Annotated in this window: 18 protein-coding genes; 6 read left to right on the forward strand and 12 right to left on the reverse strand. The window is 60.0% G+C overall.

Going from position 1 to position 22351, the window contains the following annotated elements; translation table 11 throughout:
• Positions 1-147: 147 nt before the first annotated feature.
• Complete coding sequence (emhR, locus tag PMI28_RS16070; RefSeq protein ID WP_007986303.1) at positions 148-780, reverse strand: efflux system transcriptional repressor EmhR; 633 nt, start codon at positions 778-780, stop codon at positions 148-150.
• A 277-nt stretch (positions 781-1057) separates the two neighbouring features.
• Between emhR and PMI28_RS16065 the strand changes: the two genes are divergently transcribed.
• The 4 genes from PMI28_RS16065 (at position 1058) to PMI28_RS16050 (ending at position 8529) form a co-directional block, all read left to right on the forward strand.
• Positions 1058-2215, forward strand: a complete 1158-nt coding sequence (locus tag PMI28_RS16065; RefSeq protein WP_007986305.1) for an efflux RND transporter periplasmic adaptor subunit — start codon at positions 1058-1060, stop codon at positions 2213-2215.
• A gap of 3 nt (positions 2216-2218) precedes the next feature.
• Positions 2219-5380 carry an efflux RND transporter permease subunit EmhB gene (gene emhB, locus PMI28_RS16060; protein ID WP_007986307.1) on the forward strand — a complete coding sequence of 1054 codons (3162 nt, stop codon included), beginning with the start codon at positions 2219-2221 and terminating at the stop codon, positions 5378-5380.
• Positions 5380-6840 carry an efflux RND transporter outer membrane subunit EmhC gene (gene emhC, locus PMI28_RS16055; protein WP_007986309.1) on the forward strand — a complete coding sequence of 487 codons (1461 nt, stop codon included), beginning with the start codon at positions 5380-5382 and terminating at the stop codon, positions 6838-6840. The genes emhB and emhC overlap by 1 nt, the downstream gene beginning before the upstream one ends.
• Before the next feature lie 429 nt (positions 6841-7269).
• Positions 7270-8529: an OprD family porin gene (locus PMI28_RS16050; RefSeq protein ID WP_007986312.1), complete on the forward strand. Its 1260-nt coding sequence runs from the start codon at positions 7270-7272 to the stop codon at positions 8527-8529.
• Positions 8530-8664: 135 nt separating this feature from the next.
• Here PMI28_RS16050 and pcaC read toward each other — a convergent pair whose 3' ends face one another.
• From pcaC to pcaR, 11 genes are all read right to left on the reverse strand, one after another.
• On the reverse strand, positions 8665-9057 hold the full coding sequence (gene pcaC, locus PMI28_RS16045) for a 4-carboxymuconolactone decarboxylase (protein ID WP_007986313.1): 393 nt from the start codon (positions 9055-9057) through the stop codon (positions 8665-8667).
• Positions 9058-9067: 10 nt separating this feature from the next.
• Positions 9068-9859: a 3-oxoadipate enol-lactonase gene (pcaD, locus tag PMI28_RS16040; protein ID WP_007986315.1), complete on the reverse strand. Its 792-nt coding sequence runs from the start codon at positions 9857-9859 to the stop codon at positions 9068-9070.
• Positions 9860-9871: 12 nt separating this feature from the next.
• Positions 9872-11236 carry a 3-carboxy-cis,cis-muconate cycloisomerase gene (locus PMI28_RS16035; protein WP_007986317.1) on the reverse strand — a complete coding sequence of 455 codons (1365 nt, stop codon included), beginning with the start codon at positions 11234-11236 and terminating at the stop codon, positions 9872-9874.
• Between the two features lie 45 nt (positions 11237-11281).
• A complete protein-coding gene (locus PMI28_RS16030; RefSeq protein ID WP_007986319.1) occupies positions 11282-12586 on the reverse strand; it encodes an MFS family transporter in 1305 nt (434 codons plus the stop codon).
• A 195-nt stretch (positions 12587-12781) separates the two neighbouring features.
• Positions 12782-13348 (reverse strand): protocatechuate 3,4-dioxygenase subunit alpha, encoded by a 567-nt coding sequence (pcaG, locus tag PMI28_RS16025; protein ID WP_007986321.1) that lies wholly within the window; start codon positions 13346-13348, stop codon positions 12782-12784.
• Between the two features lies 1 nt (position 13349).
• Complete coding sequence (gene pcaH / locus PMI28_RS16020) at positions 13350-14054, reverse strand: protocatechuate 3,4-dioxygenase subunit beta (RefSeq protein ID WP_007986323.1); 705 nt, start codon at positions 14052-14054, stop codon at positions 13350-13352.
• Positions 14055-14090: 36 nt separating this feature from the next.
• On the reverse strand, positions 14091-15296 hold the full coding sequence (gene pcaF, locus PMI28_RS16015) for a 3-oxoadipyl-CoA thiolase (RefSeq protein ID WP_177318967.1): 1206 nt from the start codon (positions 15294-15296) through the stop codon (positions 14091-14093).
• On the reverse strand, positions 15293-16072 hold the full coding sequence (locus PMI28_RS16010) for a CoA-transferase subunit beta (RefSeq protein ID WP_007986327.1): 780 nt from the start codon (positions 16070-16072) through the stop codon (positions 15293-15295). The genes pcaF and PMI28_RS16010 overlap by 4 nt, the downstream gene beginning before the upstream one ends.
• On the reverse strand, positions 16072-16929 hold the full coding sequence (locus PMI28_RS16005; RefSeq protein WP_007986329.1) for a CoA transferase subunit A: 858 nt from the start codon (positions 16927-16929) through the stop codon (positions 16072-16074). The genes PMI28_RS16010 and PMI28_RS16005 overlap by 1 nt, the downstream gene beginning before the upstream one ends.
• 269 nt (positions 16930-17198) lie before the next feature.
• Entirely contained in the window at positions 17199-18545 is a 1347-nt protein-coding gene (locus tag PMI28_RS16000) for an MFS transporter (protein WP_007986332.1), read from the reverse strand.
• 124 nt (positions 18546-18669) lie between these two features.
• Positions 18670-19512, reverse strand: a complete 843-nt coding sequence (gene pcaR / locus PMI28_RS15995) for a pca regulon transcriptional regulator PcaR (protein WP_007986334.1) — start codon at positions 19510-19512, stop codon at positions 18670-18672.
• 690 nt (positions 19513-20202) lie between these two features.
• Between pcaR and PMI28_RS15990 the strand changes: the two genes are divergently transcribed.
• Positions 20203-20403 (forward strand): hypothetical protein, encoded by a 201-nt coding sequence (locus tag PMI28_RS15990; protein WP_007986337.1) that lies wholly within the window; start codon positions 20203-20205, stop codon positions 20401-20403.
• A gap of 376 nt (positions 20404-20779) precedes the next feature.
• Positions 20780-22255: an inorganic phosphate transporter gene (locus PMI28_RS15985; RefSeq protein ID WP_007986339.1), complete on the forward strand. Its 1476-nt coding sequence runs from the start codon at positions 20780-20782 to the stop codon at positions 22253-22255.
• Positions 22256-22351 lie beyond the last annotated feature (96 nt).

Genomic DNA, 22351 nt, shown 5'->3' on the forward strand with positions numbered 1-22351 from the left:
CCTGACGTACCGCAATGACTGATTTTACGACTGCTATGCAGCCGAACGCAGCCTCGCGGGCTCGGCAGCTGCTACAGATCGCATTGGCGCTTAACTGACTGGCATTGACAAAAAAGTCCATACACGGAGCCAATTAAGCATTTTGTTTCATTTGCGCAGGCTGGGGCTCAAGCGCAGCATGTCCAAACCGGTATCGACCCAGCGCTCGGCTTCGGTGTGCAATTCAAAACCGTCGGGGGCCAGCAACCACTGGTAGAGGATGCCGTCAATATAAGCATGCAGGCTGATCGCGGCGCGGGCAGTGTCGAGGTTTTCCGGCAACTGCCCTCGATTCACGGCATTGCTCAGGGCCAGGCCGATCCGCACATTGCATTCGAGGCTGGCTGACACGCGCTGTTGGCGCAGGTCGCACATTTCATCGGTGAATTCGCACTTATGAAACAGAATCTCATTAATGCGCCGGGTTTTCGGATCCAGCGCAATTTGATGAAACAAATGAATCAACAGTTTGCGCATGCAGCCCAGGGGATCGAGCTCGTCTTCGCTTTCGCTGGCCTTGGCCATTTCTTCCAGCGGCTCATGCAAGGTGTCGAGCATGGCCTGCACCAGATCCGCCTTGTTGCTGAAATGCCAGTAAATGGCCCCACGAGTGACGCCGGCCAGGGTGGCGATGTCCGCCAGGGTCGTACGCGCTACGCCTCGCTCGTAAAAGGCCTTTTCGGCCGCCACGAGAATTTGTGCGCGGGTTTCCTGAGCTTCCTCTTTGGTACGACGGACCATGGCAGTACAACCTCAATCAGGGTGCTTCAGCGATGTCTGAACATCCGCTGAATAAAAGTGGAGCGAACGTTCTTGGGTTTCGTCCCCGGCCTACAATTCCAACCTTTCAACGGCTTGTGTAACGGCCGGTGTAACGACATTGATACGCAGCCTGGGTATTTACAAACAGCCATGTACGTAAGTATATTCCTTAGCAAGCTACTTATCCACTCGGCAAACAAATTTCAACCTTCCACCTTTCTAGTGCGCACCTCGCGCGCCTGACCCGAGGATTTTCATGCAATTCAAGCCAGCTGTTACCGCTCTGGTCGCCGCCGTCGCCCTGGCATCGCTGCTCAGCGGATGCAAAAAGGAAGAGGCAGCACCGGCCGCCCCACCGCCTCAGGTCGGCGTCGTGACTCTGCAACCGCAAGCTTTCACCCTGACGTCCGATCTGCCAGGTCGTACCAGTGCGTTCCGCATTGCCGAAGTTCGCCCGCAGGTGAACGGCATCATTCTCAAACGTCAGTTCAAAGAAGGCAGCGACGTCAAGGCCGGCCAGCAGCTGTACCAGATCGATCCGTCGGTCTATGAAGCGACGTTGAAAAGCGCAGAAGCCAACCTGCGTTCGACCAAGTCGATTTCCGACCGCTACAAGCAACTGGTTGACGAACAAGCCGTAAGCCGTCAGGAATACGACACAGCCGTGGCCAACCGCCTGCAATCGGAAGCGGCGCTGCAAACCGCCCAGATCAACGTGCGATACACCAAGGTCTACGCCCCGTTGACCGGCCGCATCGGCCGCTCGTCAGTGACTGAAGGCGCGCTGGTCAGCAATGCCCAGGTCGACGCAATGGCGGTGATTCAGCAAATCGACCCGATCTACGTCGACGTGACGCAGTCCTCGGTCGAGCTGCTGCAACTGCGTCGTGAGCTGGAAAGCGGTCGCCTGCAAAAGGCTGGTGATAACGCGGCATCGGTCAAACTGACCCTCGAAGACGGCAGCGAGTACAAGCTGGATGGCAAGCTGGAATTCTCCGAAGTCTCGGTTGACCAGACCACCGGCTCCGTCACTCTGCGCGCCATTTTCCCGAACCCTGATCACACCCTTCTGCCAGGCATGTTCGTGCACGCCAAGTTGCTGGCCGGCGTGAACAGCGCGGCGATCCTGGCCCCGCAGCAAGGCGTGACCCGCGACCTCAAGGGTACCCCGACCGCACTGGTTGTCGGCCCGGACAACAAGGTCGAACTGCGTCACCTCAAGGCCAACCGCACCGTGGGCAATCAATGGCTGATCGAAGACGGCCTGAACGCCGGCGATCGCCTGATCACCGAAGGCCTGCAATTCGTCAAACCCGGCATCGAAGTCAAGGCCAGTGAAGCGACCAACGTAGCCGCAAAGAACCCGGCCCCCGCGAAGATAGCTGAACAGGCTTCCAGCGGCAAAGGGGAGTAAACCATGTCGAAATTCTTTATCGACCGTCCGATTTTCGCCTGGGTAATTGCCCTGGTGATCATGCTGGTCGGGGCACTATCGATCCTCAAACTGCCGATCAACCAGTACCCGAGCATTGCGCCTCCAGCAATCGCCATCTCCGTGGCCTACCCGGGCGCTTCCGCGCAAACCGTGCAGGACACCGTGGTTCAGGTGATCGAACAGCAGCTCAACGGTATCGACAACCTGCGTTATGTCTCGTCGGAAAGTAACTCCGACGGCACCATGACCATTACCGCGACCTTCGAGCAAGGCACCAACTCCGATACCGCGCAGGTTCAGGTCCAGAACAAGCTGAACCTGGCCACCCCGCTGCTGCCGCAAGAAGTGCAGCAGCAAGGTATCCGTGTCACCAAAGCTGTGAAGAACTTCCTGCTGGTGATCGGCGTGGTGTCGCGTGACGGCAGCATGACCAAGGACGACCTGTCCAACTACATCGTGTCGAACATGCAGGACCCGATCTCGCGGACCGCCGGTGTCGGCGACTTCCAGGTATTCGGTTCCCAGTACGCCATGCGAATCTGGCTCGACCCGGCCAAGTTGAACAAATTCAACCTGACCCCGATCGACGCCAAAACCGCCATCGCTGCGCAGAACGTCCAGGTGTCGTCCGGCCAGCTCGGCGGCCTGCCGGCCCTGCCCGGCACCCAGTTGAACGCGACGATCATTGGCAAGACCCGCCTGCAGACCGCTGAGCAATTCGACAAGATTCTGCTCAAGGTCAACAAGGATGGCTCCCAGGTACGTTTGAAAGATGTCGCCGACATCGGTTTGGGTGGTGAGAACTACAGCATCAACGCCCAGTTCAACGGTGCACCGGCATCCGGCCTGGCCGTGAAACTGGCCACCGGCGCCAACGCCCTGGATACCGCCAAGGCCCTGCGCAAGACCATCGACAACCTCAAGCCGTTCTTCCCGCAAGGGATGGAAGTGGTGTTCCCGTACGACACCACGCCAGTGGTGACCGAGTCGATCAAGGGTGTGGTTGAAACCCTGGTCGAAGCGGTCGTGCTGGTGTTCCTGGTGATGTTCCTGTTCCTGCAGAACTTCCGCGCCACCATCATCACCACCATGACGGTGCCGGTGGTATTGCTCGGTACGTTCGGCATCCTCGCGGCAGCCGGTTTCAGCATCAACACCCTGACCATGTTCGGTATGGTACTGGCCATCGGTTTGCTGGTGGACGACGCCATCGTCGTGGTGGAAAACGTCGAACGGGTGATGAGCGAAGAAGGACTGTCACCCAAGGAAGCCACCAAGAAGTCCATGGGCCAGATCCAGGGCGCACTGGTGGGTATTGCCCTGGTGCTGTCGGCGGTTCTGCTGCCAATGGCGTTCTTCAGCGGCTCCACCGGCGTGATCTACAAGCAGTTCTCGATCACCATCGTCTCGGCCATGGCCCTGTCGGTTCTGGTTGCACTGATCTTCACCCCGGCGCTCTGTGCGACCATGCTCAAGGCGATTCCGAAAGGCGAGCACGGCACTCCGAAACGCGGCTTCTTCGGCTGGTTCAACCGCAACTTTGACCGAGGCGTACGCAGCTACGAGCGCGGCGTGGGCAACATGCTCGCGCAAAAGGCCCCGTACCTGCTGGCCTACCTGATCATCATCGTCGGCATGATCTGGCTGTTCACCCGCATTCCAACGGCGTTCCTGCCGGAAGAAGACCAGGGCGTACTGTTCGCCCAAGTGCAAACCCCGGCCGGCTCCAGTGCCCAGCGCACCCAGGTGGTCGTGGACGAGATGCGTGAATTCCTGCTGCGTCCGGGCAAGGATGGCGGTGAAGGCGATGCGGTGAACTCGGTGTTTACCGTAACCGGCTTCAACTTCGCCGGCCGTGGTCAGAGTTCGGGTATGGCGTTCATCATGCTCAGACCGTGGGACGAGCGTAATGCCGACAACAACGTGTTCAAGGTAGCGGCCCGTGCCCAACAGCACTTCTTCACCTTCCGTGACGCCATGGTGTTCGCCTTCGCGCCACCGGCGGTACTGGAGTTGGGTAACGCCACCGGTTTCGACGTGTTCCTTCAGGACCGCGCCGGTATCGGCCACGACAAGTTGATGGAAGCGCGCAACCAGTTCCTCGGTATGGCCGCACAAAGCAAGATTCTGACTCAGGTGCGTCCGAACGGCCTGAACGACGAACCGCAATATCAGCTGGAAATCGATGACGAGAAGGCCAGTGCCCTGGGCATTACCATCGCCGACATCAACAACACCCTGTCGATTGCCCTGGGCAGTAGCTACGTCAACGACTTCATCGACCGCGGTCGCGTGAAGAAGGTTTACGTGCAAGGCCAGCCAGGTGCTCGAATGAACCCTGAAGACCTGCAGAAGTGGTACGTGCGCAACAGCAACGGCACCATGGTTCCGTTCTCGGCGTTCGCCAAGGGCGAGTGGATTTACGGTTCGCCGAAACTGGCTCGCTACAATGGTGTGGAAGCGATGGAAATCCTCGGCGCCCCGGCACCGGGTTACTCCACCGGTGAAGCCATGCTCGAAGTCGAAGCCATTGCCAAGAAACTGCCGGCGGGTGTCGGTATTTCCTGGACCGGTCTGTCATACGAAGAACGTCTGTCCGGTTCGCAAGCACCGGCGCTGTACGCCCTGTCGCTGCTGATGGTGTTCCTGTGTCTGGCGGCGTTGTATGAGAGCTGGTCGATTCCGATCGCAGTGATGTTGGTAGTACCGCTGGGGATCATCGGTGCATTGATGGCCACCAGCCTGCGCGGTTTGTCCAACGACGTGTACTTCCAGGTAGGTCTGTTGACGACCATCGGTCTGGCGGCGAAAAACGCCATTCTGATTGTCGAATTTGCCAAGGAACTGCACGAACAAGGGCGTAGCCTGCGCGATGCGGCAATCGAAGCCAGCCGCATGCGTCTGCGACCGATCATCATGACCTCGCTCGCCTTCGTCCTCGGTGTGGTACCCCTGGCGATATCCACAGGCGCAGGTTCGGGTAGCCAGCATGCAATCGGTACCGGCGTGATCGGCGGTATGATCACGGCCACTGTGCTGGCGATCTTCTGGGTCCCGCTGTTCTTCGTCACCGTGTCGTCCATTGGCCAGCGTAAAATCGCCGACCAGGACGCTGCCATTGAACCTTCTAAAGAGGCTGGCTAATGAGCAAGTCGCTACTCTCCCTGGCAGTCGCCGCCTTCGTGCTCGGTGGCTGCTCGCTGATACCTGAATATCAGCAGCCCGAAGCACCGGTGGCGGGCCAGTACCCGCAGGGCCTGGCCTACTCGCCGGCCCAGGCACCGGCGCAAGCTGCCGCCGAGCAGGGCTGGAAGCAGTTTTTCCATGACCCGGCGTTGCAACAGCTGATCCAGGTTGCCCTGGAAAACAACCGTGACCTGCGCGTCGCGGCCCTGAACATCGACGCGTTTGCGGCTCAGTACCGCATCTCCCGTGCCGATCTGTTCCCGGCTGTCTCGGCCAACGGCACCGGCAGCCGTCAGCGCGTTCCGGCTAATGCTTCGCAAACCGGCGAAGCCGGCATCACCAGCTCCTACTCGGCCACGGTCGGGGTCAGCGCCTATGAACTCGACCTGTTCGGTCGCATTCGCAGCCTGAACGAAGAAGCGTTGCAGAAGTACTTCGCCACCGAAGAAGGCCGTCGCAGCACCCAGATCAGCCTGGTGGCCAGTGTGGCCAATGCCTACCTGACCTGGCAGGCCGACAAGGAACTGTACAAGCTGACCCAGGATACCCTGGCCACCTTCGAGGAGAGCTACAAGCTCACCGCCCGCAGCAACGAAGTCGGCGTCGCCTCGGCCCTGGACCTGGCACAGTCGCGCACCTCGGTGGAAAACGCCCGTGCACAACTGGCCAAGTACACCCGTCAGGTCGCTCAGGATGAGAACAGCCTGGTGCTGCTGCTCGGCACCGGCATCCCGGCCAACCTGCAAGCGGCCAAACCACTTGACGACGATCTGCTGAGCGACGTTCCACCCGGCCTGCCGTCGGACTTGCTGCAACGTCGTCCGGACATCCTTCAGGCCGAGTACAACCTGAAAGCCGCCAACGCCAACATCGGCGCGGCGCGGGCGGCGTTCTTCCCGAGCATCAGCCTGACGGCCAATGCCGGCACCCTGAGTCCGGACCTGTCCGGCCTGTTCAAGGGTGGTTCGGGTACCTGGCTGTTCCAGCCGCAGATCAACCTGCCGATCTTTAATGCCGGCGCCCTGAGCGCCAGCCTGGATTACTCGAAAATCCAGAAAGACATCAGCGTGGCGAACTACGAGAAGTCCATTCAAACGGCCTTCCAGGAAGTTGCCGACGGCCTGGCCGCCCGCCAGACCTACGTCCAGCAGTTGCAGGCACAGAAAGATTTCGTCAGTGCCAACCAGGCGTACTACGGCCTGGCCGAGCGTCGTTACCGCATCGGTGTCGACAGCAACCTGACCTTCCTCGACGCCCAGCGTCAGCTGTTCAGTGCGCAACAAGTGTTGATCACCGACCGTCTGGCGCAGCTGGTCAGCCAGGTCAACCTGTACAAGGCCCTGGGTGGTGGCTGGAATGAACAAACGGCGAAGAACGAGCCGTTGAAAGAACAAGCGCCGAAGATGAAGTATTTCTGATAGCGCTGTGAAAACACGAAGCCCACCGATTGGTGGGCTTTTTGTTGGCTTCGGGAAAAGGTGTGGTGTCAGGTATGGACTCTTCGCGAGCAAGCCCGCTCCCACATTTAACCGGGTTCTTCCAGAAAGAATACGATCGAATGTGGGAGCGGGCTTGCTCGCGAAGAGGCCCGTACAACCACTACAAAACCCTGCCCAATGTTACGTTCGATAATCGCCCAAAACCCGCTTTCAGCAATTGAACCATCCAGTCCATTCCCCGCACCATCCGAACCACAAAACCAATAACAACAGGTTCGACACCATGCCCCCGCGCCCTGCCCTCTCCGGCTGATCCACTTCGCTTTTGATGATTTCGAATACTCGTCTGCAACCCCGGGTTGCGGCATCACCCCGTTTCATCCCCAAGAATTAGAGAGACCCGAGCCCATGACGCCTTCACCTGCGCAGTACTTCGTTCCCGGCCTGATCGCCATTGCCCTGACCAGCGCGGCCCTGCCCGCCAGCGCCGAGGAATCGGGTTTTGTCGAAGGGGCCAAGGTCAACCTGAACCTGCGCAACTTCTACATCAACCGCAACTTCACCAACCCGACCAAGGCTCAGGGCAAGGCTGAAGAGTGGACGCAAAGCTTCATTCTCGATGCCAAATCCGGCTTCACCCAAGGCACCGTCGGGTTCGGCATGGATGTGCTGGGTTTGTACTCGGTAAAACTCGACGGCGGCAAAGGCACCGGTGGGACCCAACTGCTGCCGCTGGATCATGATGGTCGCCCGGCGGACAACTTCGGGCGCACCAACGTGGCGCTCAAGGCGAAGCTGTCGCAGACCGAAGTCAAGGTTGGGGAATGGATGCCAGTGTTGCCAATCCTGCGTTCCGACGACGGTCGCTCGTTGCCGCAAACCTTCCGTGGCGGCCAGATCACCTCGAAGGAAATCAGTGGCCTGACGCTCTACGGCGGCCAGTTCCGCCAGAACAGCCCGCGCGACGACAGCAGCATGGGCGACATGTCGATGACCGGCAAAGCCGCGTTCACCTCCGATCGTTTCAACTTCGAGGGCGGCGAGTACGTGTTCAACGACAAACGCACCCAGATCGGTCTGTGGAATGCCGAGCTCAAGGACATCTACAGCCAGCAATTCATCAATCTGATCCACAGCCAGCCGATGGGCAACTGGACCCTGGGCGCCAACCTCGGCTACTTCTACGGCAAGGATGACGGCAGCGCCCGGGCTGGCGAGCTGGACAACAAAACCATGTACGGTTTGTTTTCGGCCAAATACGGCGGCAACACATTCTACGTCGGCCTGCAAAAACTCACCGGCGACAGCGCCTGGATGCGGGTCAACGGCACCAGCGGTGGCACCCTGGCCAACGACAGCTACAACTCCAGCTACGACAATGCCCGGGAAAAGTCCTGGCAGGTACGCCACGACTACAACTTCGTCGCCCTTGGCATGCCGGGCCTGACCCTGATGAACCGTTATATCAGCGGCGATAATGTACACACCGGCAGCATCACCGATGGCAAGGAATGGGGGCGTGAAAGTGAACTGGGCTACACCGTGCAGAGCGGTGCGCTGAAAGACCTGAACCTGAAATGGCGCAACTCGACCATACGCCGCGACTACAGCAACAACGAGTTCGACGAGAACCGCGTGATCATCAGCTATCCGATCAGTTTGCTGTAAATACAAAACAAATGTGGGAGCGGGCTTGCTCGCGAAAGCGGTGGATCAGGCAACATTAATATCAACTGACACGACGCATTCGCGAGCAAGCCCGCTCCCACACTGGATCTCCTGTGACCATAACAGGTGAATGGCTTACTCCCGCGACTCAACCCCCAACTCATCCCAAACCGACTCGGCCAAATGGAACGTTGCATTGGCCGCCGGAATCCCGCAGTAAATCGCACTCTGCATGATCACTTCCTTGATCTCGCCACGGCTGACACCGTTGTTGGCGGCAGCGCGCAGGTGCAACTTGAGTTCCTCGTTGCGGTTCATGCCAATCAGCATCGCAATGGTGATCAGGCTGCGGGTGTGGCGCGGCAGGCCCGGGCGGGTCCAGATGTCGCCCCAGGCGTGACGGGTGATCATCTCCTGGAACTCCGAGTTGAACTCGGTCAGGGCATTCAGGCTGCGGTCGACGTGGGCGTCGCCGAGGACTGCGCGGCGGACCTTCAGGCCCTCGTCATAACGTTGTTTCTCGTCCACGAAATTCTCCTCAATGAGCCGACAGAAACGCCAGCACGCGCTCGCTGAACGCATTGCCCGCCTGGACGTTGGACAAGTGCGCAGCATAGAACTCGGCGTACTCGGCGCCTGGCACATGTTCCTGAATGAAATGCCCACCGGACGGCGGCGTGACCGCATCCTGAGCGCCCGCGATCACCAGCAGCGGCGCCTTGATCGAGGACAACTGATCACGGAAATCGGCATCGCGCACCGCCGCGCAGTTGGCCGCGTAACCTTCGGGCGAAGTGGCCGCGAGCATGTCGGTGATTTGCTTGGCCGCCGCCGGGTTGGCTTCGGAGAAGTCCGGGGTGAACCAGCGTGCAATCGATGCGTCACGCAAGGCGACCATCGCGGCAGGACCATCGCGCAGTACCGTTTCGATGCGCGGATTCCACACCGACGGATCGCCGATTTTCGCCGCCGTGTTGCACACGATCAGCTTGTTCAAGCGTTCGCCGGCATTGATCCCCAGCCACTGGCCGATCAAGCCGCCCATGGACAATCCGCAGAAATGCGCGCGCTCGATGTGCAAGGCGTCGAGCAAGGCGAGCACGTCGCGGCCCAGTTGCTCGATGCTGTACGGGCCCGGCGTCACCAGCGATTGGCCGTGACCACGGGTGTCGAAACGCAACACGCGAAAATGCTCGGAGAACGCCGGGATTTGCGCGTCCCACATGTGCAGGTTCGTGCCCAGGGAGTTGGACAGCACCAGCACCGGCGCATCGACCGGTCCATCGAGTTGGTAATGCAGTTCGCCCTCGGCGAGTTGTACAAAAGCCACAGCAAGTCTCCTTCAGGCAGTCAATGCAGAATGTTCAGCCACCGCCCGCTCGACCCAGGTTTGGGCCTGGCCGAGGTAATGGGCAGGGTCCAGCAGATGATCGAGTTCAGCCGCCGACAGTTCAGCGGTCACTTGCGGTTCGTCGCCGAGGACCGCGCGCAGGTGGCGTTGTTCGGCCACGGCGCGTTTGCAGCAGTGTTCGAGCAGATGGTGTGCGGTATCGCGACCGACCCGTTGGGCGAGGACGATGCTCACCGCTTCGGCGAGCACCAGGCCCTGGGTCAGATCGAGGTTACGCGCCATGCGTCCGGCATCCACTTCCAGTCCCTGGACGATCAACAACGCCTGCTGCAGGCTGCCCGACACCAGGCAGCAAATCTCCGGCAGGGTTTCCCACTCGGCATGCCACAGGCCGAGGCTGCGCTCGTGCTCCTGAGGCATGGCACTGAACAGCGTCGAGAGCAAACCGGGTACACGCGTCGCCGCGCCGATCAGCACCGCCGCGCCCACCGGATTGCGTTTGTGCGGCATGGTCGAAGAACCGCCCTTGCCCGGCGCCGAAGGTTCGAACACTTCGGCAGCTTCGGTTTGCATCAACAGGCTGACGTCGCGACCGAGTTTGCCGAGACTGCCAGCGATCAGGCCGAGCGCGGCGCCGAACTCCACCACGCGGTCACGCTGGGTGTGCCACGGCTGCTCAGGCAAGGTCAGTTGCAGTTCTTCGGCCAGCGCCCGGGCAATCGGCATGGCCTGTTCGCCAAGGGCCGCAAGGGTTCCGGACGCACCGCCGAATTGCAGCACCAGCAGGCGCGGCTTGAGTTCGGCCAGGCGCTGCCGGCTGCGCGTCACTGCGCCCAGCCAACCGGCGATTTTCATGCCGAGGGTGACCGGCGTCGCATGCTGCAACCAGGTGCGTCCGGCCAATGGTGTGGTCGCGTATCGCCGGGCCTGAGACGCGAGGGTCTGCCCCAGTTGTGCCAGGTCGCTTTCGATCAGTTCCAGTGCGTGGCGCAGTTGCAGCACCAGGCCACTGTCCATCACGTCCTGACTGGTCGCGCCCAGATGCACATAACGTTCGGCTTCGGCATCGGTGGCCGCGATCTGTTTGCCCAGCGCCTTGACCAACGGAATCGCCGAGTTACCCGCCGTGGCAATCGCTTCGCCCAACGCCGCAAAGTCGTAAAGCCCGGCGCGGCAAGCCGCTTCAATCGGCGCGACAGCACTCGATGGAATCAACCCGACCCGCGCCTCGGCCCGGGCCAGTGCCGCTTCGAAATCGAGCATGGCCTGGACCCGGCCCTGATCACAGAACACGTCACGCATATCGCGGGCAGTGAAATAGGCATCGAACAATTGATTGCCCGGTCGCTGGTTCATAAACAGTTCCTGAAGGCGCGGGCCTTTGCGGCCCGCGCGTGAAGATCAAAGGTCGTGATGCAGATACGCAGCCTGTTTCGGCAGGCGCAGGCTGAACAGGAAGGCCACCGCCATCATCACCGTGACGTACCAATAGAAGGAATTTTCCATCCCTACGGCCTTGAGACTCAGGGCCACATATTCCGCCGAGCCACCGAAAATCGCATTCGCCACTGCGTAAGCCAGGCCAACGCCCAAGGCACGCACTTCCGGTGGGAACATCTCGGCTTTTACCAAACCGCTGATCGAGGTGTAGAAACTGACAATCGCCAGCGCCACGGTGATCAACACAAAAGCCAGGAACGGACTGCTGACACTTTTCAGGCTCAACAGGATCGGCACGGTGAACAGCGTACCGAGGGCGCCGAACCAGAGCATCGAGTTACGCCGGCCGATCTTGTCGGCGAGCATGCCGAAAACCGGTTGCATGCACATATAAAGGAACAGCGCGCCGGTCATGATGTAACTGGCGGTCTTGGCCGGCATGCCGGCGGTGTTCACCAGGTACTTCTGCATGTACGTGGTGAAGGTGTAGAAAATCAGCGAGCCACCGGCGGTGTAGCCAAGCACGGTGATGAACGCGGCTTTATGGTCGCGAAACAGGGCGCTGATGCTGCCGGCGTCCTTGTTTTCGCGCATTTCCTTGCTGGTGGTTTCTTTCAGCGAACGACGCAGATACAGCGAAACCAGCGCCGCCATGGCACCGACCACAAAGGGAATCCGCCAGCCGTAGGCACGCAATTCGTCTTCATTGAGGAACTGTTGCAGGATCACTACCACCAATACCGCCAGCAGTTGCCCGCCAATCAGCGTCACGTACTGGAACGACGCGAAGAAACCGCGCTGCCCCTTGAGGGCGACTTCACTCATGTAGGTGGCGGTGGTGCCGTACTCGCCACCTACCGACAGGCCCTGGAGCAAACGCGCAAACAGCAACAGAATTGGCGCCCAGATCCCGATGCTGCTGTAGGTCGGCAGGCAAGCGATAAGCAACGAGCCGAAACACATCATCAGAATCGAGATCACCATCGAATTCTTGCGCCCGTGCTTGTCTGCCAACCGACCGAAAATCCAGCCACCGATCGGTCGCATCAGGAACCCGGCGGCAAACACGCCCGCGGTATTGACCAACTGCACCGTGGGGTTGTCGGAGGGGAAAAAGGCTGGCGCGAAATAGAGCGCACTGAAGGCGTAGACGTAGAAGTCGAACCATTCGACCAGGTTGCCGGACGAGGCACCGACAATGGCGAAGATCCGCTTGCTGCGCTCTTCGCCGGTGTACAGCGCGGGTGAAGCGGTGGGAGTAGTCATTGTTTTTTTCACTCAATGGGGACAGTGAGAGTCTAGACACACTTTGCAACAACCCCGTTCCACAGATAAATCAGCAATACAAATCCCCTGTGGGAGCGGGCTTGCTCGCGAAAGCGTCGTGTCAGTTGATATTAATGTTGCCTGATCCACCGCCTTCGCGAGCAAGCCCGCTCCCACAGGTTTTGTGGTGTTCACTCAATAATCGAAGAACACCGTCTCGGCATCGGTGCCCTGCAGAATCACATTCCACTGATAAACACCCGACGCATCCTGCCTGGCGATCAACGTGCCGCGACGATCCGCCGGCACGCACTCCAGCAGCGGATCATTCACGTTGGCTGCCTCGCCATCAAAGTAAATCCGCGTCAGCAAATGCTTCACCAGGCCACGGGCAAACACCAGCACCACCAGGTGCGGCGCCTGGGTCGTGCCTTTGAGCCCCTCAACCGTCCCCGGCTTGATGGTGGTGAAACGAAAGCGCCCTTCGGCATCCACCGGCACCCGGCCAAAGCCTTCGAAGTTCGGGTCCAGGGGTTTGTCCTGATCGTCTTCCGGGTGGTCGTATTTGCCGGCGGCGTTGGCCTGCCAGACTTCCAGCATCGCGTCATTGACGATGTCGCCATTGCCGTCGACCACTTGGCCGGTGATCGCCACGCGCTCGCCCAGGGTTTGTTCGACGGTCAGGTTTTCGCGGTTCAGCCAGGTCAGGCCGATGTGGTAGTACGGCCCGACGGTGTGGGACGTGGTCGCATTCAACGTCATCTTATTTCTCCATCGGCGTGGCATCGCGGCCGCGCAAAACGATGTCCCAGCGATAACCGAGGGCATAGGAAGGGATGGTTTTTTCCAGATCGAACGTGGCGATCAAACGCTCCTTGGCGCTGGTATCGGGCACGCAGTTGTAGATCGGGTCGTACGCCAGCAGCGGGTCGCCCGGGAAATACATCTGCGTCACCAGGCGCGTCAGGATGCTCGGGCCGAACAGCGAGAAATGGATGTGTGCCGGGCGCCACGCGTTGTGGTGGTTGCCCCACGGATAGGCACCGGGCTTGATGGTCTGGAACTGATACCAGCCATCGGCGTCGGTCACCGTGCGGCCGGTACCGGTAAAGTTCGGGTCCAGCGGTGCGTCGTGCAGGTCGCGGGCATGGGCGTAGCGACCAGCGGCGTTGGCCTGCCAGATCTCCACCAGAATCCCCGGCACCGGCAGACCGTTTTCATCCAGTACACGGCCGTGAATGATGATGCGCTCACCCTGTGGCTGCCCCTCGTGCTGGGCGGTCAGGTCGTTGTCCTTCTCATTGATCCGCTCGGCGCCGACGGTCGGCCCGGTGATTTCCGACAACGAATGCGGCAGGAACACCAACGGCTTGGACGGCGAGCGCAGGTTGGTGGATTGATAGGTCGGGTGCAGGTATTCCGGCTGAGTGCCCGCCTGCGGGCGGCGGTATCCAGGCTTGTCAGTCATTACACTTTCCTCAGTTCTTATTAGCCGGCGGGGTGTTCAAACGCGCTCGATCGCCAAGGCCAGGCCCTGGCCAACGCCGACGCACATGGTCGCCAAACCTTTCTTGCCGCCGTTTTTTTCCAGCTGATGTAACGCAGTCAACACCAGTCGCGCGCCAGTCATGCCCAACGGATGGCCCAAGGCAATCGCGCCACCGTTCGGGTTGACCTGGGCCGCGTCGTCCGCGATCCCCAGTTCACGCAGCACCGCCAGGCCTTGGCTGGCGAATGCTTCGTTGAGTTCAATCACGTCGAAATCGCTGACTGCCACGCCGAGGCGCTCGGTCAGTTTACGCACCGCCGGCACCGGGCCGATGCCCATCACCCGAGGGGCGACACCGGCGCTGGCCATGCCCAGCACTTTGGCACGGGCGGTCAGGCCATGTTTCTTCACGGCTTCGGCCGAGGCCAGGATCAACGCGGCTGCACCGTCGTTTACACCCGAGGCATTACCAGCGGTGACGGTTTTATCGGGGCCGTTGACCGGTTTCAGTTTGGCCAGGGCTTCCAGGGTGGTGTCGGCGCGAGGATGTTCGTCCTGGCTGACCACGGTTTCGCCCTTCTTGTGGGCAATGCGCACTTCGACGATTTCTTCGGCGAAGAACCCGGCGGCTTGCGCGACAGCGGTGCGCTGCTGGCTGCGCAGGGCAAAGGCGTCCTGATCTTCGCGGGAGACTTGGTAATCGTCGGCCACGTTGTCACCGGTCTGCGGCATCGCATCCACACCGTATTGGGCTTTCATCAACGGGTTGATGAAGCGCCAGCCGATGGTGGTGTCTTCGAGCTTCATGTTGCGCGAGAACGCAGCGTCTGCCTTGCCCATCACGAACGGCGCACGGGACATCGACTCGACGCCGCCGGCAATCGCCAGCTCCATTTCGCCACTGGCGATGGCGCGGAACGCGGTGCCGATCGCATCCATGCCCGAAGCACAGAGGCGGTTAAGGGTCACGCCGGGAATGGTTTCCGGCAGGCCCGCCAGCAGCAGCGCCATGCGTGCGACGTTGCGGTTGTCTTCGCCGGCCTGGTTGGCGCAACCGAGGAACACCTCGTCGACCGCGTTCCAGTCCACCGACGGGTTACGTTCCATCAGCGCCTTGATCGGCACGGCAGCCAGATCGTCGGCACGTACCGTCGACAGGCCGCCGCCAAACCGGCCGATAGGGGTGCGAATCGCATCGCAGATATAAACGTCACGCATCATGCTTCTCCCGGGGCTTGGCCGTGGGCGGCGGCGGTGCGAGCTTCGAGATCGCGCAGCGCGGTCAGTTCGACGTCGGTCGGCTCGGCAGTCGTTGCAACACTGTCGGCGAAACGAATCGGCCAACCGGTGGCAGCGACCACTTGTTCACGGGTCACACCCGGGTGCAGCGCGGTGACCACGAACTCGTGGGTGCCCTCCTCCGGCTCCATGATGCACAGGTCGGTGATGATCCCGACCGGACCGGCGCCCGGCAGACCCAGACGCTTGCGCGAATCACCGCCCTCGCCATGGCCGACGGAAGTAATGAAATCCAGTTTGTCGACAAACGAACGCGACGATTGCTTGAGGATGATCAGCACGCTCTTGGCGGAACCGGCAATTTCCGGCGCGCCACCGGCACCTGGCAGGCGAACTTTCGGCGCGTGGTAATCACCCACAACGGTGGTGTTGATATTGCCGAAGCGGTCGACCTGCGCCGCGCCGAGGAAACCAACGTCAATGCGCCCGCCCTGCAGCCAGTAGCGGAAAATCTCGCCGGTCGGGACCACGGTGTCGGCGGTTTCCGCCAGCTCACCGTCACCGATCGACAGCGGCAGTACGCTCGGCTTGGCACCGATCGGACCCGATTCATAGATCAGGACCACATCCGGCGAGGACGTCAGGCGCGCCAGGTTGGCCGCTTTCGACGGCAGGCCAATGCCGACGAAGCACACCGAACCGTTCTTCAGACGGCGGGCGGCGGCGACGGTCATCATTTCATTGGTGGTGTAAGTCATTACTTCGCCTCCGAAGCGGCGGCCAGTTTGGCCTGGAACTCGCTGAAGTCAGCGCTGCCGTGGATGTATTCGTTGATCCACGCGGTGAAGGTTTCACGGTCGCGGGCAATCGGGTCCCAGGCCTGGTAGAAGCGGTTGTCGCGCTCGTTGTAGCCGTGGGCGTAGGACGGATGCGCGCCGCCAGGCACGTGGCAAACCGCGCTCAAGGCCCAGGTTGGCAGTACACAGGAGTTCATCGGTGCATTGAGGTCGTCGACGATTTCCTCAACGGTGACGATGCAGCGCTTGGCCGCCAACGCGGCTTCTTTCTGCACACCGAGAATGCCCCACAGCAGCACATTGCCTTTGCGGTCGGCTTTCTGCGCGTGTATCACGGTAATGTCCGGGCGTACCGAAGGCACGGCGGCCAGCACCTCGCCAGTGAACGGGCAAGTGACGGATTTGATCAGCGGGTTGACCTTCGGCAAGTCGGAACCGGCGTAGGCACGCAGTACCGCGAATGGCAGGCCGGAGGCGCCGGCGACGTAGGCATTGGCCAGGTCGGCGTGGCTGTGCTCTTCGATCTCCAGCGCATGCGGCCACTGTTTCTCCACGGCGTCACGCAAGCGATGCAGGGAGCCGACACCCGGGTTGCCGCCCCAGGAAAAAATCAGCTTGCGGGCACAACCGGCACCGATCAATTGATCGTAGATCAGGTCAGGCGTCATTCGTACCAGCGTCAGATCTTTCTTGCCCTGACGAATGATTTCGTGACCCGCCGCCGTAGGGATCAGGTGGGTAAAGCCTTCGAGCGCGACCGTATCGCCGTCGTTTACGAATTTCTTCACCGCGTCGTGCAGCGAAAGGATTTCAGCCATGGGGCAGGCTCCCGTTTGTTGTTAACCGACAGTGTGGGGAAAAGGCGCCGATGCGCAGCGCCGGAATGACTGAAGGTTAAGCCCCAAAAAAAAGCCAAACAATCCGATAATCGACTAAGCGTTCGATTATCGAACACATTGTTGTCTGGCTACCGATCCCCAAAAGCTTCGCGAGCAAGCCCGCTCCCACAGGTTAAACGCAAACCCTGTGGGAGCGGGCTTGCTCGCGAAGAGGCCATCAAACTTACTGAAGATTCCGAAGCCTGAACTCAGGTCGCATCCGCATGACTGACCATGCCCTTGATCACCACCGCCGTAGTCGCCAAAGCCGCCGGGATCACCAGCGCCGTCAACACTTGCTCGAAGTTCCAGCCCAGCCCCAACAGCGTCGCGCCCATCCAGGCACCGAGGATGGCGCCGAAGCGGCCGATCCCGAGCATCCACGACACCCCGGTGGCACGCCCCTGGGTCGGATAAAAACGCGCAGCCAGCGACGGCATCGCCGATTGCGCACCGTTGACGCACATCCCCGCCACCAGTACCAGAGTCGCCAGCAGCGTGATGTTGCCCAGGCTCTGCCCTACCGCGTAGGCAAACACCCCGGCCAGCAAGTAGAAAGTACCGATGACCTTGTGCGGATTGAACCGGTCCATCGCCCAACCCACACCGACGGCACTCAACACACCACCGAACTGGAACAGCGCGCCGATAAAGGCTGCTTGCTCCATGCTCGCGCCACTGTCACGCATCAGCGTCGGCAGCCAGCTGGTCAGCAGGTAAACGATCACCAGGCCCATGAAATAGGTCAGCCACAACAGCAAGGTGCCGGCGCTGCAGGTGCCAGAGAAAATCACCGCGAACACGTTGCGCGCCTTCACGGTTTTCTGTTCCGGCACGCTGAAGCTGGACGCCTGGGCCACCACTGTCGGGTCGATGGGTGCCAGGGTCTTGCGCACTTTGTCGGTGCCGCGGTTACGGACTACAAGGTATCGCGCCGATTCCGGCAGCCAGATCAGCAGGACCACAGCAAGGATCAACGGCAGAATCCCGCCGATCAGCAACAGGCTGTGCCAGCCAAACGCCGGAATCAGCTTGGCCGAAATGAATCCGCCGCCAGCCATGCCGAGGTTGAAACCGCAGAACATGCTGGTCACCAGCAGGGACTTTTTGCGCTCCGGGGTGTACTCCGACAGCAGGGTCGTGGCGTTCGGCATACCGGCGCCCAGACCCAAACCGGTCAGGAAGCGCAACACCAGCAATTGATCGACATTGGTGCTGTAGGCCGAGGCCAGGCTGAAAGCGCCGAACAACAGCACCGCACCGACCAGTACCACTTTTCGACCGAAACGGTCAGCCAATGGCCCCGAACCGAGTGCACCGAAGACCATGCCGATCAGGGCCGCGCTCATCACCGGCCCAAGGCTGGCGCGATCGATCCCCCAATCCTGAGACAGTGCCGGGGCGATGAAACCCATGGCCGCGGTATCGAGGCCGTCGAGGAAGACAATCAGGAAACACAGGATCACCACCCGCCACTGATAGCGCGAAATGGGTTGAGCATTGATGAAGGACTGCACGTCGAGGCAGTTTCCTACAGCAGACTGGGGCTGGTTCATTATTTTTATTCCATGGATCACAGTCGAAAAGGAGCCAGCCGGGGCTGACGCAGTCGCGACATTAATGATCCACAGGAAACAGCGTCAATTCGCCAGACGCGACTCTGTGCGTTTATCGAACACCTTAGGTGAACAGCTGGGTACTGAGGTCGCGGCTGGCACTCAGCAGGCCGGGCAGAAAACGCTGTTCCAGCTCATTGCGGCTGACTCGTCCGGCATGGGTGCTGACATTGAGGGCCGCAACCACCTGGCCAGAGGCGTCATACACCGGAACGGCAATCGAACGCAGCCCTTGCTCGAGTTCCTGGTCGACGATGCACCAGCCTTGTTGTCGCACCTCTTGCAGGCATTCGAGCAATGCCTCGGGAGTGTGAATCGTGCGGCTGGTCTTGGCCTGCAACTCGGCGTGATCGAGGTATTCGCCCAGCGACGTGTCATCCAGCGCGGCCAGCAGAATCCGCCCCATCGATGTGCAATAGGCCGGCAAGCGCCCGCCCACCGACAGGTCCACCGAAATCAGTCGTTGAGTGGTCGCAGAGCGGGCGATGTACAGAATGTCATCACCTTCCAGCGTGGCCATGTTGCAGGCCTCGTGCAGTTGCTCGCTCATGCGGTCCAGGTAAGGCTGGGCGGACACCGCCAGCGGCGTCGATGACACATAGGCATGGCCGAGGGTCAGCACTTTGGGCAGCAACGAATAGGTACGGCCGTCGGTGGTGGCGTAACCGAGTTTGATCAAGGTGTGCAGGCAACGTCGCACGGCGGCGCGGGGAATTTCCGTGCGGTGGCTGATTTGGGCGATGGTCAGGTGCCGTTTGCGCTCCTGGAACGCTTGCACCACGGCCAGGCCACGGGCCAGGGATGTCATGAAATCCGGGTCGCCGGTCAAAGCCTGGATCCGCTTGGCCGGTGAAGCGACGATGGGCGGAGCCACTGAAGCGAAGGAATTGCGCATTTGATCGTTCATACAAGGTCCTTTTACCCACTCGGATCAGCGACTATTACAAAGGGCTACCGCCTGACGCTCAAGCCCGACCTGCCAACTCCGGGCGATTATCGAACGATCGACCGATAATCGCAATCCGCCCTGTAAACCGCCAAATCCGCTGAATTCCGGTTTTTCGCCGACCGACTACCCTATGTTTACATCGTCTCGACCCAAGACTTAATGGGGCAATCTAATTACCGTAACTTGTTCGGCTTAAAGGCGTCAAAACGGCAACGCAGCAATGTGGTATCAATCGACGCTCTAGTTAATCGTAATGTTTCGAGCAACAAAATGGTCACACACCAAGATCCACTTTTAACTTTTTGGAGATAGTGTTCTTCAAATCGGCCGCTATAATACAATTCAGTAGCGCTTCGGTTTTTTACTTGCCGAACCCGCTGCCCGGTAACGCGATGTTCCGTCGCCGTTGCCCGTTGTGAGCGCCAGACCCGCATTGCACAGCATTGCCCGTGCGCTTGCTGAAACAGGAAACTGAAGCTACGACAGCTGTTTATCTCTGGTGCCGTGGCCGCCTGCGACATGGAAGTATTGATCACCCTGTTGCCTGAACGATGCCTTCACGGGCATTGCCCATTCGACGAATGTGATCAATCGATTTGATGCAGCGCGTTTTCACCAGAATTTATCCCAACTCAATCAGGTAGCACTGTGACGAAAGACGAACTGCGCGCGGAGCTAGAGCGCCAGGAACAACGTTACAAGGAAGTTTACGGCGGAGAAGTCACCACTTACGCCGCTCAACCCGAACCGGAACGCAAACCCTGGCGCAAACGCGCCACCGTTCAGGATCAGGTTTTCCAGCAAGAACTTCAAAAAATGGAAAAGGAACTCAAAGCCGAAGAGCCGTGACTGCTTCTGCCTGATCCTTACAAGGGCCTGCCTCTGCTCCCGTTAAAAGCGGGATGTATTGATGTTGCCTTGCGCGCCCGCTACGAGCGGGCAGCGGCCATCACCGTCGTCGAATCCGGCAGATTTCCGGTATCTGACCTATTTCTCAGATTTTTCACACAACCTTTCAAGCCCCTCTTACCGGGCCGTGAAGGTTTTGTGACAATGTATTTTTTCAATAGAATCAAAGACTTAAAAAACACAGCAAAAGCGTAGGTTTTCAGGTGCTGTGGCAAAAAAATTCGTTGAAGAATGTTACCGACGAGCAGCTAGTGCATTGATTCGCAGTCTTTTCTGGCATAATCGCGCCCCCTTATGACCGGGTCAGAAAACCTTCATGATCGATTTATTCAGCGGACTGGATGCTTGGGTGCTTGTGAGCCTCTTGCTCGCCCTGGCCTTTGTCCTCGCCTTCGAGTTCATCAACGGCTTTCATGACACCGCTAACGCGGTGGCGACCGTTATCTACACCAAGGCCATGCCGCCTCACCTGGCAGTGTTCTTCTCCGGTGTGTTCAACTTCCTCGGCGTGCTGCTGGGCGGGGTCGGCGTGGCGTATGCCATCGTCCACCTGCTGCCGGTAGAACTGCTGATCAATGTGAACACCGGTCACGGACTGGCCATGGTGTTCTCGTTGCTCGCCGCCGCCATCACCTGGAACCTGGGTACCTGGTACTTCGGTATTCCCGCCTCCAGCTCCCACACGCTGATCGGTTCGATCCTCGGTGTCGGCCTGGCCAACGCCCTGATCAACGATATTCCGTTGGCCGACGGGGTGAACTGGCAAAAGGCGATCGATATCGCCATGTCACTGGTGTTCTCGCCAATGGCCGGTTTCCTGATCGCCGCGCTGATCCTGATCGGTCTTAAATGGTGGCGTCCGCTGTCGAAGATGCACAAGACGCCGGAACAGCGCCGCAAGATCGACGACAAGAAACACCCGCCGTTCTGGAATCGCCTGGTACTGGTGATCTCGGCCATGGCCGTGAGTTTCGTGCACGGTTCCAACGATGGCCAGAAAGGTATCGGCCTGATCATGCTGGTCCTGATCGGTATCGTGCCAGCGCAGTTCGTCCTCGACCTGAACAGCACGACCTATCAGATCGAGCGGACTCGCGACGCGACCCTGCACCTGAGCCAGTTCTACCAGCGTAATTCCGAAACCCTGGGCGAATTCCTGGCCCTGGGCAAGAGCCTGGACGGCGACTTGCCGGAGAAATTCCGTTGCAACCCGCAACAGACCGAACCGACCATCACCGCCCTGCTCGGCACCCTCAAGGGTGTAGAGGACTATCACTCGCTGTCGGCGGAAAGCCGTATCGAAGTCCGTCGCTACCTGCTCTGCCTGGACGATACAGCGAAGAAAGTCAGCAAGTTGCCAACTCTCGGGGCCCGTGAAAAGGCTGACCTGGACAAGTTGCGCAAAGACCTGACCACTACCACTGAATACGCCCCGTTCTGGGTGATCTTGGCGGTTGCACTGGCCTTGGGCCTGGGCACCATGGTCGGCTGGAAACGCGTGGTACTGACCATTGGCGAGAAGATCGGCAAGCAGGGCATGACCTATTCCCAAGGCATGTCGGCACAAATCACCACTGCCAGCCTGATCGGCATGGCGAACATCTTCAGCCTGCCGGTTTCCACCACCCACGTACTGTCCTCGGGCGTGGCGGGCACCATGGTCGCCAACAAAAGCGGCCTGCAAGGCGGTACCGTCAGAACCATCCTGCTGGCCTGGGTATTGACCCTGCCGGCCACCGTGGCCCTGTCAGCCGGGTTGTTCTGGCTGGCTTCGAAGGCACTTGGCAGCTGATACGCAGCCAACCCAAAAAAGGCGCGCTCCGCAAGGAACGCGCCTTTTTTATTACTGCAATCTTCCTAACACCATAGAACCAATGTGGGAGCGGGC

Source organism: Pseudomonas sp. GM48 (assembly GCF_000282335.1).
GTDB lineage: Bacteria > Pseudomonadota > Gammaproteobacteria > Pseudomonadales > Pseudomonadaceae > Aquipseudomonas.